General features: G+C 69.2%; 11 protein-coding genes. 4 read left to right on the forward strand and 7 right to left on the reverse strand.

The annotated features are described in order from the left end of the window. Positions 1 to 49: 49 nt before the first annotated feature. The 3 genes from JJ691_RS11370 to ectB all read left to right on the forward strand — a co-directional run bounded on the left by JJ691_RS11370 (position 50) and on the right by ectB (position 8,653). Complete coding sequence (locus JJ691_RS11370; protein ID WP_306291364.1) at positions 50 to 1,072, forward strand: TauD/TfdA family dioxygenase; 1,023 nt, start codon at positions 50 to 52, stop codon at positions 1,070 to 1,072. Positions 1,073 to 1,097: 25 nt separating this feature from the next. After that, positions 1,098 to 7,298, forward strand: coding sequence for a non-ribosomal peptide synthetase (locus JJ691_RS11375; protein WP_211768743.1), 6,201 nt, complete (start codon positions 1,098 to 1,100; stop codon positions 7,296 to 7,298). Positions 7,299 to 7,360: 62 nt separating this feature from the next. Next, a complete protein-coding gene (gene ectB, locus JJ691_RS11380; protein ID WP_211768744.1) occupies positions 7,361 to 8,653 on the forward strand; it encodes a diaminobutyrate--2-oxoglutarate transaminase in 1,293 nt (430 codons plus the stop codon). 18 nt (positions 8,654 to 8,671) lie between these two features. Here the strand turns inward: ectB and JJ691_RS11385 are convergent, their stop codons facing one another. Both JJ691_RS11385 and JJ691_RS11390 read right to left on the reverse strand, forming a co-directional pair. Next, positions 8,672 to 9,256: a helix-turn-helix transcriptional regulator gene (locus JJ691_RS11385; protein ID WP_211768745.1), complete on the reverse strand. Its 585-nt coding sequence runs from the start codon at positions 9,254 to 9,256 to the stop codon at positions 8,672 to 8,674. 1 nt (position 9,257) lies between these two features. Next, complete coding sequence (locus tag JJ691_RS11390) at positions 9,258 to 10,037, reverse strand: response regulator transcription factor (RefSeq protein ID WP_249227839.1); 780 nt, start codon at positions 10,035 to 10,037, stop codon at positions 9,258 to 9,260. Between the two features lie 543 nt (positions 10,038 to 10,580). Between JJ691_RS11390 and JJ691_RS11395 the strand changes: the two genes are divergently transcribed. Continuing rightward, the gene (locus JJ691_RS11395) at positions 10,581 to 11,033 is read left to right on the forward strand and encodes a hypothetical protein (RefSeq protein WP_211768746.1); all 453 of its coding nucleotides are present in this window, start codon (positions 10,581 to 10,583) and stop codon (positions 11,031 to 11,033) included. A 198-nt stretch (positions 11,034 to 11,231) separates the two neighbouring features. Here the strand turns inward: JJ691_RS11395 and JJ691_RS11400 are convergent, their stop codons facing one another. The 5 genes from JJ691_RS11400 to JJ691_RS11420 all read right to left on the reverse strand — a co-directional run bounded on the left by JJ691_RS11400 (position 11,232) and on the right by JJ691_RS11420 (position 17,102). Next, positions 11,232 to 13,310: a hypothetical protein gene (locus tag JJ691_RS11400; protein WP_211768747.1), complete on the reverse strand. Its 2,079-nt coding sequence runs from the start codon at positions 13,308 to 13,310 to the stop codon at positions 11,232 to 11,234. Then, entirely contained in the window at positions 13,307 to 14,449 is a 1,143-nt protein-coding gene (locus JJ691_RS11405) for a 5'-methylthioadenosine/S-adenosylhomocysteine nucleosidase family protein (protein WP_211768748.1), read from the reverse strand. Before JJ691_RS11405 ends, JJ691_RS11400 begins: the two co-directional genes overlap by 4 nt. Beyond that, positions 14,446 to 15,177 (reverse strand): NUDIX hydrolase, encoded by a 732-nt coding sequence (locus JJ691_RS11410; protein WP_211768749.1) that lies wholly within the window; start codon positions 15,175 to 15,177, stop codon positions 14,446 to 14,448. Before JJ691_RS11410 ends, JJ691_RS11405 begins: the two co-directional genes overlap by 4 nt. A gap of 783 nt (positions 15,178 to 15,960) precedes the next feature. Beyond that, positions 15,961 to 16,743: an IS630 family transposase gene (locus tag JJ691_RS11415; RefSeq protein WP_211768750.1), complete on the reverse strand. Its 783-nt coding sequence runs from the start codon at positions 16,741 to 16,743 to the stop codon at positions 15,961 to 15,963. Next, positions 16,632 to 17,102: a helix-turn-helix domain-containing protein gene (locus JJ691_RS11420; protein WP_211768751.1), complete on the reverse strand. Its 471-nt coding sequence runs from the start codon at positions 17,100 to 17,102 to the stop codon at positions 16,632 to 16,634. The genes JJ691_RS11415 and JJ691_RS11420 overlap by 112 nt, the downstream gene beginning before the upstream one ends. Positions 17,103 to 17,473: the final 371 nt, after the last annotated feature.

Raw genomic sequence — 17,473 nt, forward strand, 5'->3', positions numbered from 1 at the left:
GCCTTCTCTTCTCTGCTCACGCCGCCTACCGCGCACGACGATGACGAGCATGGGTGCGACGCCATCGACCTCCTTGCCCGCCAGCACATCGCGGGAACTGCCGTTCGTGGTGCGACCGCCGGAGCAGACCCTGGCCACGGCGTACCTGACCGAGCACCGCGCGGAGCTGCGCGCCCGGCTGCGCGAGCACGGCGCCGTGCTGCTGCGCGGTCTCGCCCTCGACGGCGTCGACGGCTTCGACCAGACGGTCCGGGCGCTGGCCGGCTCGCCGCTCACCTACACCGAGCGGTCCTCACCGCGCAGCACCATCAAAGGGCACGTCTACACCTCGACGGACTACCCGCCGAGCGAGGAGATCTTCCTGCACAACGAGAACTCCTACCAGGCGACGTGGCCGATGTCGCTGTTCTTCTACTGCATCCGCGCACCGGAGACCCTCGGGTCGACCCCGCTCGCCGACACGCGGACGATCTACGGGCTGATCGACCCCTCGGTGCGCGACGAGTTCGCCCGGCGCGGCTGGATGGTGGCACGCAACTACACCCCGGGCTTCGGGCTGCCGTGGCAACAGGTGTTCGGCACGACCGACCGCGACGAGGTCAGCGCCTACTGCGCCCGCAACGGCGTCGAGACACAGTGGCTCCCGGACGACGCGCTGCGCACCCGCGCCCGCCGCACCGCCGTGCACCGGCATCCCGAGACCGGTGAGGTCTTGTGGTTCAACCACATCACGTTCTTCCACGTCACGACGCTCGCCGAGGACGTCTGCGAAGGGCTGCGCACCCTGCTCGGCGAGGAGGGCCTGCCGACCAACTCCTACTACGGCGACGGCGGTCGCATCCCCGACGACGTCGTGGCGCACCTGCGGGAGTGCTACCGGACGGCGCGGCGCCGCTTCGACTGGGAGGAGGGCGACGTCCTGATGGTGGACAACATGCTCTCCGCGCACGGCCGCGAACCGTTCACCGGGCCGCGCCAGATCGCCGTCGCCATGGCCGAACCGCACGATCCCGGTCTTGAACGAGGCCTAGGCCCTGATCCCGACCTCGGCTCCGGCGCCGACCCGTCCTGACCCGAACGAGGAGAGGCGCAGCCCAGTGTCCACAGGCGACATCCACCTGCTTTCCGCGGCCCAGCAGCAGCTGTGGTTCGTCGACCGGATGCGCTCCGGCGCGGCCGTCGAGTACCTGTTCTCGGCCACCCTGTGGATCCGCGGGGAACTGGATCGCGACGCGCTCGCCACCGCGCTGACGCGGGTCGCGCGGCGGCACCCCGTGCTGCGGTCCCGGTTCCGCGAGGTGGACGGCTCCGTCGCCCGGGTCGTCGTGCCCGACGATGTCCTGCCGTTGTCCGAAGTGGACGTTACCGGCTCGGCAGCGGAACTGGAGGAGCTGCGCGTGCGCGAGATGCGCACGCCGATCGACCTGGGCGAGCAGCCACCATGGCGGATCACGCTGGCGCGCGTCGCCGACCAGGAGTGGGTGCTGCTGGTCGTGGCGCACCACATCGCGTTCGACGGGATGTCCTGGAGCGCACTGGCTCGCGACCTGGAGGTGTCGTACGGGACCACCGCAGAACTCCCGCCGCTGCCCGAGCCGGCCCCGGACGCCCCCGTCGAGCCGGCCGATCGCGCGTTCTGGCGGGACGAACTCGCCGGGCTCCGGCCCCTGGCGCTGCCGACCGACCGCCCTCGCCCCGCCGGCTGGGTGGCCGACGGCGGCTACGTCGACTTCACCGTGGCCCCGGACCTCGCGCGCCGGCTGCGCAAGGTCGGCAGCCGGGCGGCCGCGACGCCCTTCATGGTGCACGTGGCCGCGTTCGAGTTGCTGCTCGCCCGGTACGCGAACCAGGACGACGTCAGCCTCGGTGTCTCGGTGTCGACCCGGGCGCCCGACGACCTCGACCGCATCGGCATGCATCTGAACACCGTGGTGCTGCGGGCGAAACCGGCCGACGACGAGGTGTTCGCCGAGCTGTTGCGCCGGGTGGCGGCGACGGCGGTGGGCGCGTTCGCGCACCGGCACGTCCCGTTCGACGAGGTGGTCGCCGAGCTCGCGCCCGACCGCGACCCGTCGCGCAACCCGCTGTTCCAGGCGGCGCTCGCCTGGTACGACGCCCGCCGCTCGCCGTTCCGGCTGCCGGGGCTCGACGTGCGGGTGGTGCCGCCGTGCTGGGCCAGTTCCGCGTTCGACCTGTCGATGCACCTCGCCCAGCACGCGGACGGCTCGGTGGCGGGCCAGCTGATCTACCCGGCGAGCCTGTTCGACCGGGACCGGATCGAACGCATGGCCGCCAACTACGTCCGTCTGCTCACCGACATCGCCGACCGCCCGGACGCCCCGCTGGCCGAGCTGACCGTCGTGACCGAGTCCGAGCTGGCAGTGATGCGCGAGTGGGGTGCCGGTGCGGACGACACCGACGAACGGTCGGTGCCGGAGATGTTCGCCGACCAGGTGCGCGCCACGCCGGACGCCGTCGCCCTGGTCGCCGACGACGGCTCGCTGACCTACGCCGAACTGGCTGCCCGGGTCGGCGGTCTCGCCGGCGCGTTGCGGGCCCGCGGTGTCACCACCGAGACCAGGGTCGGCGTCGCGCTGGACCGGAGCGCCGACCTCGTCGTGGCCGTGCTGGCCGTGCTGTGCGCCGGTGGCACGGTCGTCCCGATGCCGGTGGACCACCCGGCTGAGCGCGTCGCGTACGTCGCCGAGGACGCCGGGGTGGAGCTCGTCCTCGGACCGGCGGGATTGCCGGCGGCCGACTGGCCGACGAACGCGCCGCTGCCCACGCTCGACATCGACAAGGAGCAGCTCGCCTACGTCCTCTACACCTCTGGCTCCACCGGGCGGCCCAAGGGCGTGGCCGTCACGCACGAGGGCATCGGCAACCGGGTGCGGTGGTCGGTCCGCACCCAGCTGCGGCCCACCGACCGCGTGCTGCACAAGACGACCATCGCCTTTGACGCCGCGATGTGGGAACTGCTCGCCCCACTGGCCGCCGGTGCGGCGATCGTCGTGGCGCCCACTGACGCGCATCGCGACCCGTCGGTGATGGTCGCCGCGCTCCGCAGGCACGACGCGACCGTTCTGCAACTCGTTCCCTCGGTGCTGCGCCTCGTCGTCGACGAACCGGAGCTGCCCGCGTGCACGTCGCTGCGCTTGGTCTGTTCGGCAGGTGAGCCGCTGCCCACAGCGCTGTGCGCCACCCTCACGAAGATCGTCGATGTCGAGATCGACAACACGTACGGCCCGACCGAGTGCGCCATCGACGCCACCGCCCACCGCCACACCGGGGTCGGCGACGGCACCGTGCCGATCGGCCGACCGTTGTCGCGCAACCGCGTGTCCGTCGTGGACGAGCGAGGCCACCGGGTGCCGATCGGTGTGCCGGGCGAGCTCTGCGTGGGCGGAGCCGGTCTCGCGCGCGGCTACATCGGGCGGCCGGACCTCACCGCGGAACGGTTCAGGCCGGACCCGGACGTCGCGGGAGCGCGGCAATACCACACCGGAGACCTGGTGCGCTGGCGCGCGGACGGGGTGCTGGATTTCCTCGGTCGTGTCGACGACCAGCTCAAGATCAACGGCGTGCGGATCGAACCCGCGGAGGTCGAGGTCGTGCTGGCCGGCCACCCCGCGGTGGCCGCGGCCGCGGTGCTGGCTTCGCGCACCCCCGCCGGGGATTCGGTCCTCGCGGCGTTCGCGGTCGCCGCGCCCAGCACGGCACCCACCGAGACCGAACTGCTCAACCACCTGGCGGCCTACCTGCCCGTGCCCGCGGTCCCGGCTTCGATCACGTTGCTCGACGCGATGCCCCTGGGCCCCACCGGGAAGGTCGACCGCACCGCGCTGCGCGATCGAGCTCGGACCATCCCGAAGCCGGCCGACCGCGTCGCGCCGGAAGGGCCGGTCGAGCTGGCCGTCACCGAGATCATGGCCGAGCTGCTCGGCGTCGAGGTCGGCGCGACCGACGACTTCTTCACGCTCGGCGGCCACTCGCTGCTCGCGATCCGGCTGGTCCTCGCGCTCCGCAGGCGCTTCGGCGGCGAGCTGACCGTCGGCGAGCTGTTCGCCGACCGCACCGCGCGCACCCTCGCGACCCGGTTCGCCACCATCACGACCGAAACCGCCATCGAACCGGTTGCCCGGGACGGCGCGCTGCCGCTGTCGTTCGCCCAACAGCGGCTCTGGTTCCTCGACCGGCTCGACCCCGGCAGTGTCGAGTACCTCATCCCGCTCGCCATGCGGCTGCGAGGTCCGTTCGACCCGGCGGCGTTCCGGCGGGCCGTGAACGAACTGGCGCGTCGGCACGAGGTGCTGCGCACTCGCTACCTCGACCGGGACGGCGAACCGGTGCAGGTCGTCGACCCGGCCGGCCCGGTCGCCTTCGAGCTGGTCGACCTGACCGGCCGCACGGACGCCGGCACGACCGGGCAGGCGATCATCGACCGGGCGTCGAGCACGCCGTTCGACCTCGCGGTCGAGCACTCGCTGCGTACGACGGTGGTCCGGCTGCGGCCTGACGAGCATCTCGTCGCCCTGACGCTGCACCACATCGCGTTCGACGCGTGGTCCATGGACATCCTGTTCCGCACCCTCGACGAGGCGTACCGCGGCGCGGTGGGCGACGCGGCGCCGGTGCAGTACCCGGACTTCGCCGCGTGGCAACGCGACCAGGACCTGAGCGGGCAACTCGAGCACTGGACCGGTCGCCTGGCCGGCCTGACCCCGGTCGAGCTGGTCACCGACCGGCCGCGCGCGATCGAGCGAGACCTGCGCGGCGCCACCCTCGCCGTGACCATCCCGCCCGAGGTCGGCGCGGCCGTGACGACGCTCGCGAACCAGCACCGCGCGACGCCGTTCATGCTGCTGCTCGGCGTGTTCCAGCTGCTGCTCGCCCGCTACACCAGGCAGGCCGACATCGCCGTCGGCACGCCGGTCGCCGGGCGCACGCGGGAGGAGACCGAGGACCTGGTCGGCCTGTTCACCAACACACTCGTGTTGCGGACCGACCTCGCCGGCGACCCCACGTTCGTCGAGCTGCTGGACCGGGTGCGCACGACCTGTGTGGCCGCGTTCGGCAACCAGGACCTGCCGTTCGAGCAGCTGGTGGACGCGCTGCGCCCGGAACGCGACCTGTCGCGCAGCCCGCTGTTCCAGATCATGTTCGAGATGGCGCACCTCGAGGGCCTGGCGACCACGCTGTGCGGCGCCGAGGTCGAGCACCTGCGTGCGGGCACCCAGGTTGCGAAGTTCGACCTGACGCTGTCGGTGCAGCAGCGGACCGAGGGGCTGCACTGCGTCTTCGAGTACGCGACCGCACTGTTCGACGAGTCCACCATCGCGCGCATCGCCGAGCACTACCTGCGGCTCGTGGCCGCGGTCGTCGCCGACCCCACGGCGCGTACGGCGTCGTACCCGCTCACCAGCGCGGCCGAGCTGAACCAGCTCCTGGCGGACTGGCCCGACCCGGAGGGCGACCGGCTGTCCGAGCTGGACCCCCCGGACCGGCACGACCGCACTGTCGCCGAATTGTTCGAGGCGCGGGCCGCGGCCCAGCCGGACAAGGTCGCGGTGGTGCAAGGCGGGCGCCGGCTGACCTACGGCGAGCTCAACGCCCACGCCAACCGGTTCGCCCGGGTCCTGCGCGCGCACGGCGCCCAGCCGGAGACTGTGGTGGCTTGCTGCCTGGAGCGCGACCTCGACGCGGTCCCGGTGCTGCTGGGGGCGCTCAAGGCCGGGGCGGTGTACGCGCCGTTCGACCCGACCCAGCCGGCGGAGCGGCTGTCCTTCATGCTTGACGACGCGGGCGCGCGGATCGTCGTGGCAGCGCCGGAACGGGTGGACCAGTTCGCCGGGCGCGTCGTGCTCACCGTGGACGACGACGAGAGCCAGGAGTCGACGAACCTCGGCATCCTGTTGCCGCGCAACCAACTCGCGTACATCATCTACACCTCGGGCTCCACCGGCCGCCCCAAGGGCGTGATGATCGAGCACCGGTCCTATGCCCACCACTGCCAGGTCATCGCCGACTCCTACGACATCGGCCCGGACGACCGGGTCGTGCTGCTGTCGGCACTGACCTTCGACGTGGCGATGGACCAGATCGGCGCCACACTCGCGGCCGGCGCGACGATCGTGGTGGCGGACCCGGCGACGTGGTCACCGCCCGACCTGCCCACGCGGATCGCCGAGCACCAGGCCACGATCATGGAGATCACGCCCGCCTACTACCGCGAGTGCCTGCGCTACGGCGCCGACCAGCTGGGCAGCCTGCGGCTGATGAACGTGGGCAGTGACGTCGTCACCGTCGCCGACGCCCGCGCCTGGGCCGCGACCGGTCTGCCCGGCCGATTCCTGTGCAACTACGGTCCGACCGAGGCCACCGTCACGTGCCTGCTCTACCCGGTCGGCCGCGGCGACCTCGACGGCGCGCGCGACGCCGCCACGCTGTCCATCGGCCGTGCGGTGCCCGGCACCCGCGCCTACGTGCTTGACGCGGAACTGCGGCCGGTCGCGGTCGGAGTGCCGGGTGAGCTGTGCCTGGGCGGCGTCCGGGTGGCCCGCGGCTACCTCGGCCGACCCGAGCTGACGGCCCGCATGTTCGTCCCGGATCCCTTCGGCGACGCGGGCGCCCGGCTCTACCGCACGGGCGACCTGGTGCGCTACCGGCCGGACGGGCGGATCGAGTTCCTGGGGCGGATCGACACCCAGGTCAAGATCCGAGGACTGCGCATCGAGCTGGGGGAGATCGAGGCCGGTCTGCTGCGGCACCCGTCCGTGGAGGCCGCGGTGGTCGTGGCGGCGGGGGAGCGGCTGGCCGCGTACGTGGTCGGCGTCGCGGGCGTCGATCCGGACCTCGCGGAGGTGCGGTCCGTGTTGCGGGAGCGGGTGCCGGAGTACATGGTGCCGTCGTTCTGGACGGTGCTCCCGACCTTGCCGATGACCGCCAGCGGCAAGGTCAACCGCGCGGCGCTGCCCGCTCCCGTCGCGCACACCGCCGAGCACGCCGTCGCGCCGCGCACCGAGGCGGAGCAGGTCGTCGCGGACATCTGGTGCGAGGTGCTGGACCGCGAGTCCGTGAGCGTCGAGGACGACTTCTTCGGGCTGGGCGGGCACTCGCTGCTCGCGACCCGCGTGCGGGCCCAACTGCGCACCGCCTTCGGGGTGGACCTCCCACTGCGCAAACTCTTCGACGCGACCACCGTCGCGGCGGTCGCCGAGGCGGTGTCCCAGGCGGTCGAGGAGGACATCGCCGCCCTCACCGACGCCGAGGTCGCGGCGCTGCTCGCGACGGACGGCTGAGCGGGACCGGCCCGCACCCCCGGCACCACCACGCCCCGTCCCGCCCCTCGCACGGAGGAACCATGAAGGCGATCGTCTCCGACCAGCTGCTCCAGGCCCCTGGCGGCGGGCCGTCGGTGTTCGACGAGCTCGAGTCCAACGTGCGGTTCTACTGCCGCAAGTTCCCCGTCGTCTTCGACCGCGCGCAGGGAGCGGAGCTGTACACCGAGGACGGCCGGATGTTCATCGACTTCTTCTGCGGCGCCGGGACCCTGAACTACGGGCACAACAACGCCTTCATCAAGCGGCGGGTGATGGACTACCTCGCGCGCGACGGCGTGCTGCACGGCTTGGACATGCACACCGTCGCCAAGCGCGAGTTCCTGAGCGCGTTCGCGCGGGTCGTGCTGGATCCGCGCGAGCTCGACTACAAGGTGCAGTTCTGCGGTCCCACCGGGACCGATGCCGTCGAGGCCGCGCTGAAGCTCGCCCGCAAGGCGACCCGCCGGTCCGGCGTCATCGCGTTCGCCGGCGCGTACCACGGCATGTCCCGCGGCTCACTCGCGGTGACCGGCAACAGACGCGCCCGCCGCGCCGGCGGTGTCGCCGGCGGTGACGTCGCGTTCGTGCCCTACGAGGACGGCCCGCTGGGGTCGTTCGACTCGATCGCGCTCATCGAGCGGATGCTCGCCGACACGTCGTCCGGGTTCGAGCTGCCGGCCGCGGTGATCGTCGAACCGATGCAGCTGGAGGGCGGCGTCTACCCGGCTTCCGCGCAGTGGCTGCAAGACCTGCGCGCTGTCACCGAGCGGTACGGCGTCCTGCTCATCGTCGACGAGATCCAGGCGGGGTGCGGGCGGGCGGGCACGTTCTTCTGCTTCGAGCAGGCGGGGATCGTCCCGGACATCGTGACTCTGTCCAAGTCGATCGGTGGCATCGGCCTGCCGCTGTCGCTCACGCTCATGCGCCGCGAGCTCGACGTGTGGGAACCCGGCGAGCACACCGGCACCTTCCGCGGCAACCAGCTCGCCTTCGTCGCCGCCACCGCGGCCTGCGAACTGTGGCAGGAGACCAAGTTCCGCACCGACCTCGCCGTCGCGGCCCGTCGCCTGGACCGGTTCCGCGCCGAACTCGACGCCGTGGACGACGGCGTCACCACCCGCGGACGGGGACTGGCCCTGGGCATCGACCTCGGCCGAGTCGGCGGTGGACCGCGGGCCGAGCGGGTGCAGCGACGCGCCTTCGACGCCGGCCTGATCGTCGAGCTGTGCGGGCGCGACGACGAGGTCGTGAAGGTGTTGCCGCCACTGGTGATCGCCATCCCGCGACTGGACCGCGGGCTCGACGCCCTCCATGAAGCCCTCGCATGCGGCTGACCCGCCCGCGGCCGGATCTCAGATGAGCCGGCCGCGCACGGCCTGTGCCACCGCGTGCGCGCGGTTACGGGCATGCATGCGCGCCATCAGGTCGTAGATGATGTTCTTCACAGTGTGCTCCGAGCAGGCGAGCGACTGGGCGATCGCGGCGTTCCCGTACCCGTCCGCGGACAGCGACAGCACGGCGGCTTCCCGTGCGGTCAGGCGGACGGACGGGACCTCCTGCTCGGGTCGGGATGTCTCGCGCGCCACGCCGAGCGCCCGAACCAGCAGGTCGTAGGGCAGCCAGGTGTCGCCGTGCCAGGCCGCCCGGACGGCCGCGGCGAGTTGCTCGGGGCCGCGCGGGTTGGACTGCAACAGCACGCGGACACCGGATCGGACAGCCTGTTCCAGGCACGCCCTGGTGACGGTGTCGGCGACAACCATCACCTTGTGCCCGGCGGTGTCCACAGTGGTCAGTGCTTCGTCCACCGTGCGTCCCGTCGCGATGAACACCGAGTCGGGCCCGGGCGCGGGAGCGAGGGCGATGCTGGACTGGCGCAGCCAGGCGGACACCAGGGTGTTCACGCGGGTGCCCGACCCGCTGACGTAGGCGGCGACCATGTCACAGCAACCCGGTGCGCAGTGCGTAGGCCACGGCGTGGGCGCGGTTGCGCAACCGGAACCGGTGGGTGATGTCGTGTATCACGCTCGTCACAGTGCGGGTCGAGTACGACAGGGTCCGCGCGATCTCGTTGGTCTCGTGGCCGTCGGCGACGAGACCAAGGACCGCCCGCTCGCGCTCGCTGAGGTGGCCGTGCGCGTTGGGGTGCCCGGCGGTGCCCTTGTGCAACGCCGTGGCCAGCATGTCCGGCGACACCATGCAGTCACCGCTCGCCGCTGTGAGGACCGCCCGGGTCAGCCGGTCGGGGCTGGCTTCACCGCGGCGCAGCAGACCGCGCACCCCGGCGGCGATGGCGTGCAGCACCTCGGACGGCCCGAGGTTGGTCGCCACGATCACCACTTCGGGACGGCTCGGCGTCGACCGCGCCGTGCGCACCAGGTCGAGCACCGCGTCGTCCAGGTCGTCGACGATCACGACACTGACGCCGGCCTGCTCCCCGGACCCGACGAGTTCGACGTCCGGGCAAGCTCGGAGCGTGCTCGTGGCCCCTGCCTCGAGCACCGGGTCCAGCGCGAGGACGCTCACCGTGACCGGCTCACCCATGGGAACCTCCTTCTCGGACCACCGACTGGCCGGCACCCGCTGGATCTGAGCCTCGATCTCCTGGACGGCCTGGGTCAGCCTCAGCTGGCCGGTGCCGCCGGCTACCTTCCGGTCGGTCGAGTGGAGCGCTTCACCGACGGGTGCGGCGGTGCTGACGCTGATCAGGCCGCGTTTCATACTCTCCCCTTTCGCCAGGTCGATCCCCGTTGAGCAGGCTCGATCACGCTACGTGCCGATGGTTTGGTGATCCTTTGGTGCTGCTTTGGACGCCTGGCCGGGGGCTGGGACCGGCAGGATTTGGCGCCGGCCGGCACAGAGGTTGAAAGGCAAGGGTCCCTACGATGGTTCGGCATCGAGGGTGACTCCTGTCCACGCGACGAAGCCGTCGGTGAGGTCCGCCTTGCGTAGGTGCACGCTGACGCCGGTCGAAGCCGTCTTCGCCACGTCCGAGGGTGCGCTGAGCGCCGGCATCCTGGGCGGACAGGTGTCCAGGACGGCCGCAAGCGATCGTGTGGATGGCGGAGCATTCGTCGTTGAGACTGGTGTCGCTGACCGTGTACCTCAGCCGCAGCGCCTCTACGAGACAGGGCTGGCGTCACTGCGCGGGCTCGACACACCACATTTGGCCTCGGGCGGCTGTTCGACCGGACGAATGTTGATCGGACTGTTACGGCGCTGATCAGTTCACAGAAAGGCCCGAAGGGCTCGGATAGTCGGTCGGTGACAGAGAAGCGATTGGCCGATTCGGAGACGCGGCTGCGGAGGTTCCAGGCGGCGATCGAGGCGGGCGTGGACCCGTCGGCGCTGGTCGAGGCGATCAACGAGGCGCAGGAGCAGCGTGCGGCGGCAAAGGCTCAGCTGGAGGGGTTGCCGGCACCGAACCTCATGACGGCGGCGGAGGCGTACGCGAGGATCGACTCATTGGGTGATGTGGGAGAAACGCTGAAACAAGGAAGCCCGGAGAACCTGAGTCGGCTCTACCGGGCTTTGCATCTTCAGTTGAACTATCACCCTGTGGAGCGGGCTCTTGATGCCACGATCTCCGTGCGTGTAGTTAGCGAGTGTGTTCGAGGGGGGATTCAACCACACAAACACGCAAGATCCCCGCGAGATACGCGAGATCATGCGGACGACACTATCAGTGCGATCGCTCTACAGTCAACCTACAACTAGTCTAGCTTGCCCGTGTTGATGGACGCGGTTGAAGAAGCCGGCGGAACCACAGTGTCACGTTCCGTCACGGCTGACGTGGCTGCGGCACCCAATTAGGCGGCTTCTTATCGACGTGGCCGGCTACGTAGGGACATAGCAGATTCCGTTAGTGCGCGGTCTTGCGGTGGGCGTGGTAGGCGTTGCAGGTTCGCGTCTCGGTCACACGGTCGTGTCTCGCCGTTCGGCCGATCGGCTGGCGATGTGAAAGGCCAGTGTGTCGCCAAGGTCAGAGACGGTCGAGGGTTGGCAGTCCGGATCGCTGTCGCCTGTACCGCGGGGATCGCGATCGATCCAGGTTTTTCCTTCTGCGGCGATCCCTTCGAGGATGTGGAGAGTGTGTGTGAAGCCGGCTGTGTCGAGGTTGATCTTCGCGAGGGTCTCGACGTCTTCCTTGGATCCGGCCTGTAGTTCAGGATCTGTGATCTGGATGTTCCGTGTGGGCCCGTTGGTCAGGGTCAACTCTAACGTGTAGCTGACGGGACTCTTTCGGGCAACGTACACGGAAGAAACCGCATCGAACCGATAGTTATTGCGGTCCTGGTTGTTGAGGATGCCACGCTCAAATTCGATTTCGGTGCCGACTTCGCGAACGCCGTCCTGGGTGACGAGGAAAAGTCGAATGTCGTACTTCGAAAAGCGCCACGGACCGTCAGGCATGCAGGCCCTCTTAGCGCCCCGTGTTGGCGTCTGCAAGAAGGCGTAGGCGATGATATCCCGCCACGACAACCGGTAGTGCGCCAGAGTGTCATTGAGAACCATCGTCTTGTCGCAATTCAGCCACGCTTCCATCTCTCCCTCCGAGGGTCGCGTGGATTCCAGCTTCGCTTTCCACCTCCGGTAAGCGTCTGTGCGCGACTGCTCTTCATGTTCGTGATCTTGGTGTTCCTCGGCGTAGCGCTGCCGCTCACAGAAGATGCGCAGCCGCCCCACGGCCACTGCACGTCCGCTCGCCAGCGCGAAGAGGAACGCGACCACAGCAGAAAACGGCGCAGTTGGTACCACGGCGACGACGACGACCGCTACCAGAGGCGCCAGCGCGAGGAGCGCCAGCACACAGGACACCTTCACCACCGTCGGGGTTCGGTGGTGCTCGCGAAACGCCCATAGACTGCCGTTCTTCCACTGCCTCTTGACGTCACTGACCAGATGGCGGATCAGCCAATTGACCCGGTCAACACTGACCCTGTCCTCACGGTAAAGCTCAACGACCTCGTCCCGCAGCGCCTTATGAATCCCGCGCGTGCCGTGCAGCCACACCGGGCGGTCCGTTCCGTCCGGAACGTAGATCGCGAAGTAGTGCGCGAACGACCGACTCACGCGGCTGGCGAATCCGTCGTCAGGAGTTCGATCGGTGCCAGCGCGACCGCGGTAGGCGCGTTCCTTGGCGGCCAGTCGTTCGACCCGGTATCGCCATTCCCTCCCGCTATGGGCTGCGACACACGCTGCGACGATGGCCAGCAGGTACGCCAGGATCGGCAGCGGCGCCGCATGGATCAGCGCAAGCCAGCCCAGGTAGCCGCTTGCAGTGACGAACATGCACGACCAGACGAGAGCTCGGATCCGGTCGGCAAGAGTGGTGGATTCCTCGGCGGGCGGCCGTGCCCTCGGGCCGATCGGGTCGGGGTGGAAGTACGCCCAGACCCGCTGGAGGCGGTCGTGTCCGAATCGGCCTTCCTTCGCCATACGGCGTGTTTCCGCCCAGAGGCTGTCCTTGATGCCTCCAGTGAGGACCAAGTCGAGGTGTTGGATGATTTGATCACGCTGCAAGGGCTGCAAGTCGTGTAGCTCCTGCAACGCGCGGCCGGGGTCGCGTCCGACTTCGGTCAGGCAGCTCAACAGCTCGCAGATCGCCTGCAGCGCGCGCTTCCACTCGTCGTCGGCATAGGCGTGCACGGTCTGTGTGAAGCGGTCCACCGTGTTGCGCTCTTCGGTGGTCAAGTCGCGGTAGGAACGCTTGCTGAGCATGGCCAGCATCCAGTGGAACTGTATTTCGCCACCGTCGTGGCCGCGGGCGATGGCCTTGCTGATCAGCTCACGGGCCTGGGACGGCACGCCATTCGCTAGGTAGTTCAGGCCGACAGCGTACTGCTCGCTTGCTGAAGCGTCTGGCGGCACGTAGTAGACCGTAGATTCGTGAAAGACGGGGGAGTTCTCGACATGGCTTGCTTGGATGCCAACGGTGGAGCCCTGCTCGGCAGTGTTGGTAGTACTGTCTGTGGCGTCCTCGTCGGTGGTCACGACAGCCCTTTCGCCGCGGCGATCAGGGCGGCGATCTTCGCCGCGAGGTCGGTGACGTCGGCGATCAGCCCGCGTAGCCGCTTGAGTGCCAGGACAAATGTGCTTGCGCGCTCGGATGTCGTCGAGTCCAGAGCTGTGGTCGCGATGTCCAGTTCGGCTTGGGCTGCGTTGTAGGTGTCATCGTCGAGGGAGCCAGCGGTCCGTTCGCGCTTGAGCTGTTCACGCACCGCTGCCAGTTGTGCGGCGAGGTCGACCGTGGTCGCGGCCTGCGGCGCCGTGCCCATCCAGACAGGGCTGCCGGTGACGTGTGCGGCCTGGATGCCGACTTGGCCGTAGGCGACGTTGTGGACGCCGGCGTGCTTCGCAGTGCGGTCCTGGGTCATCGCAGTGAACTCCCTGTCCTTGAACAATTCCTCGGTGAGACGAAGAGCGAACGCGGCCGCGTTCGCCGCTGCACGCGGCTGCCAAGCGCCATCCTCGGAGCTGTTCTTGGTGCCATCCGCCCGGTCGCTGATGCCGCGCACGATGGCTACCGGCGAGCCGTTCAGATGACCGGCCTGCGCGACGCCGGCTGCCTCCATCTCGATCGCCAGCGCGTCGTTGTAGTGGGACCGGATCCATGCCGCTTCGTAGGAGATACGCGAGTTGTGCACGATCTCACCCGCGGCGATGGCTCCGAAGTGGACGCTCGGTCTCCTCGCGCCCGGCGCGACTGCTGCCCAGTCGCCGGCCCGGCCCACGTGAGAGGCAACCTGATGGATCCCGTGCTCGACCTCCCAGACCCGCGGACGCGCCTTGAGCCCGTCGTCCTCACTGGTGCCACCGTGGTAGGCGTATACGTGGGTGGCCACCACGACGTCGCCGAGCTGGGTGGTATCCCACAACGCACCGGCCACGCCGACGAACAGCACGGCGAGCGGCGAGAACTGTTGTATCGCCCGTTCGGCCAGAACGGCTGCCGAATGGTTGCCCTTGCCGGTCAGCCCCAGCGCGATCTGCCCGTGCGTGCCGGCCAGGGTGCCGACCTCGAACCGCGTGCCTCGCTCATGGCGGTGCACATGGGGCGTGGCCAGTTGCTGGTGGATAGCGTCGTACTCGAGGTTGAGGGCAGTGAGGATCACCACCGTGTCGTCGGTCATTGAACCCCCAGGTTCATCGGTTGCTGGTCGGGGCGGACCAGTGGCGGGTGGAGCACGGTCCGTGGCCCGGGTCGGAACAGTCGGGCGGGCCGTCCCTTCGTGGTCCTTCGCTCGTCGCCGGCGGGCACGATGAAGCCGGGCACTGCTTGGACCTTTCGGTAGAAGTTGCGGGGGTCGAGTTGGACGCCCCATACCGCTTCGTAGACCTGTTGGAGGTCGGCGATGGTGAAGGTCTCGTCGCAGAACGCGGTGCCCAGTGCGGAGTGCTCCAGCTTCGTGCGGGCGCGCTCGACCCCGTCGGCGAGGATCTGGTGGTGGTCGAAAGCCAGCTTGGTGTGCCCGGACAGGATGTCGTCGACTGGCCGCCACGAGGCGCTTGCGGCGTCGGTGCCTGCGGTCGGCTCGGGAAGGCTGGGCGCGATTGCGAGGTAGGCGACCGAGATGATGCGACCCCGAGGATCGCGTTCCGGGGCCCCGTAGGTGCCCAGCTGCTCGAGATGTAGGTGCCCGGCGTCGAGGTCGGCTTCCTCGCGTAGTTCGCGGTGGGCGGCGGCCAGGATGTCCTCGGCGGCGTTGTTGAGGAAGCCGCCGGGCAGTGCCTGATCGCCCTGGTACGGCGCGATCCCACGTTCCACGAGCAGGACGTGTAGCGCGGACGAGCGCAAGGTCAGGATGACCAGATCGACCGCGATCAGGACGATGGGAGGTGACCAGGACTCGTCGGGCATGAACCTGACCATAGCTTACTGTCAGTCTGACAGGAAGTAGCTAGTTGCTACTCGTCGCGTGGCTCGGCGTGAGAACCGCGCTTGGCGGTCTACTGGGTACGACGTCGACGTCGTTTGCGACCTGCTGCGGCCGGAGCCGCCGTCGGTGCGTCCGCTGGTCCGCAGCTGGATCAACGTCGCCGACCGCGACGACATCGTGGCCGCGCGCCTGGAACTGGACAGCCATTTCCCGGGCGCTGGCGGGGTGTTGCGCAGCACCTACACCGGCGGCAACGGCCCCCGACGGCCTGTCCGATGTTTTGGTTGGCGCGGGCGAAGATGCTGTCCCAGTCCCAGGTGAACGGGTTCCACCACGAGAAGTGCGGGATCTGGGCGGTGACCGGGTGACGCGCTGCGTCGTAGGTCGAGGGGAGCGCAGTCCACGCGCGCGTCGCGGGATCGTAGGTCGCCACGCCGTACAGCGACGCGGCGTCGACTCCCTTTGCCGGCGGCGGAACCGGGAATTCCACCGTGAGCATGCCGTGGATGGCGTTGGGCGGGTCGGCGATCAACTGCACGGGAGAGCCGGCGGACTTCATGTCGGTCCACGTACCTGTGGGTCTGCCGGGGTAATTCGCGCGTACCGTCGCACCTGCGGTCATGGCGCCCGGAGGAATGATCAGGTCGGCGCCGCCACCGAGATCGACGGTGGTGGTCGCCCCAGGGCGGATGGTGACGGGCGCGGGTTCCGTGGACGGTGCAGGTCCAGTCGAGGACGTGCATGCCACTAGTAGATTGTCGCGGCTAACTCTTGGGGTATAGGTGGCGGAGTTTGACACGTGCGTCGTCGGTGGTGAACTGCCAGCGGACCTGGCGTTGCTCGGCGTTGATGGCGTGTTGCCAGGCGGCGAGTTCGGCGTTGAGGGTGTCGAGGTCGCTGATGCGGCGGTCGAGACATTGCCGCGACAGTGCGGACAACTCGATCTCGGCGATGTTGAGCCAGGACCCGTGTTTGGGGGTGTGGTGGATCTCTAGGCGCTGGGCGAGAGAGAAGGCCTCGTCAGGCGCGAACGCCTCGTAGAGCGAGGCGATGCCGTGGGTGTTGAGGTTGTCCACGACCAGCACCACGGTCTCGGTGTCGGGATAGTCCACGGTCAGTAGTTGTTTGACCTGCCCGGCCCAGTCGATCTTGGTTCGCTGGGCCAGGGCTTGGACACGGCGCCACCCGCGTAGGGGCTCTGTCCACACGAAGATCGAGCAGGTGCCGCACCGGACGTATTCGCTGTCCTCGCAGGCGTCTCGGCCTGGCCGGGCGGGAAGCGGGTCGCGGACGTGGCCGAGTAGCTGGAAGGGTTTCTCGTCCATGCACACCACGGGACGGGCGGGGTCGTGCGGCCGGGCGTAGACCGCCAGCACGTCCTCCATGCGGGCGGCGAACTCCGCGCTGGCCCGTGGCGGGATGTTCCAGCACTTCCTCAGATGAGGGCGCAGTTCCGTTTTTTTAGGACCCGGCCGATGGTGGAGTGGTCCAGGTTCGGGATGTCCTCGGTGAGTTCGACGTGTTTTTCCAGCAACCGTAACGACCACCGGGCATGCCCCGCCGGCGGCTGCGAGCACGCCAGGGCGATCAGCCGGGCCTCGACCTCACCGGTCACCGGGGACGGCACCGGCGGAAGGTCACGCCTTTTGCGCGAGACCGTGGCAAGGACATCGCCGCCGGTCTCAGCGAATCGCTTGGCGACCAGCCGCAGCATCTCACCCGAGACTCCGAGCCGGGCCGCGATCACTTCCTTCGGGTCGGGCTCGCCCACCGAGGTATCCAGCGCCAGCAGTACCAGTGCCCGCCTGATCGCCGATGCCGGATGCACACCCGTGGTAGTCAGCCGGATCAACTCTTCACGATCCCGCGCCGACAACGTGACCGGCCGCTTCATCAGTGAGGCCATGGCGACAGTCCTTGTCCGGCAGGGAACGGGACCTGCCGGATAACAGCCTCCCAGTCACGGACACCACAATTAAGCAGCGACACGCTACTAGCGTCGTGACGGTCAGGGCCGCGCAGAGGCCTGCCGCCCATCCGCGAGCACCCATCTGCGTCACCTCCCCGCGCGTCGTGGGTGTGCCAGCGCTGTGTCGGTCGGCCACACCGCCGCGAGGGTTACGTGCGCGGCCAGATGTAGCCCTAATGGAGGAGCACGAATACAAGGGCCGCCCTCGTGGCCACGAGGCCAGGTCGTTGCCCGGTCAAAGAGATCTGTGTGAAACGGGACCAATCCACAGCCAGTTGATCAACCCTGGATGCAGCGCCCCTGGACGG

This window comes from Kutzneria sp. CA-103260, from assembly GCF_018263855.1.
Classification (GTDB): Bacteria; Actinomycetota; Actinomycetes; order Mycobacteriales; family Pseudonocardiaceae; genus Kutzneria.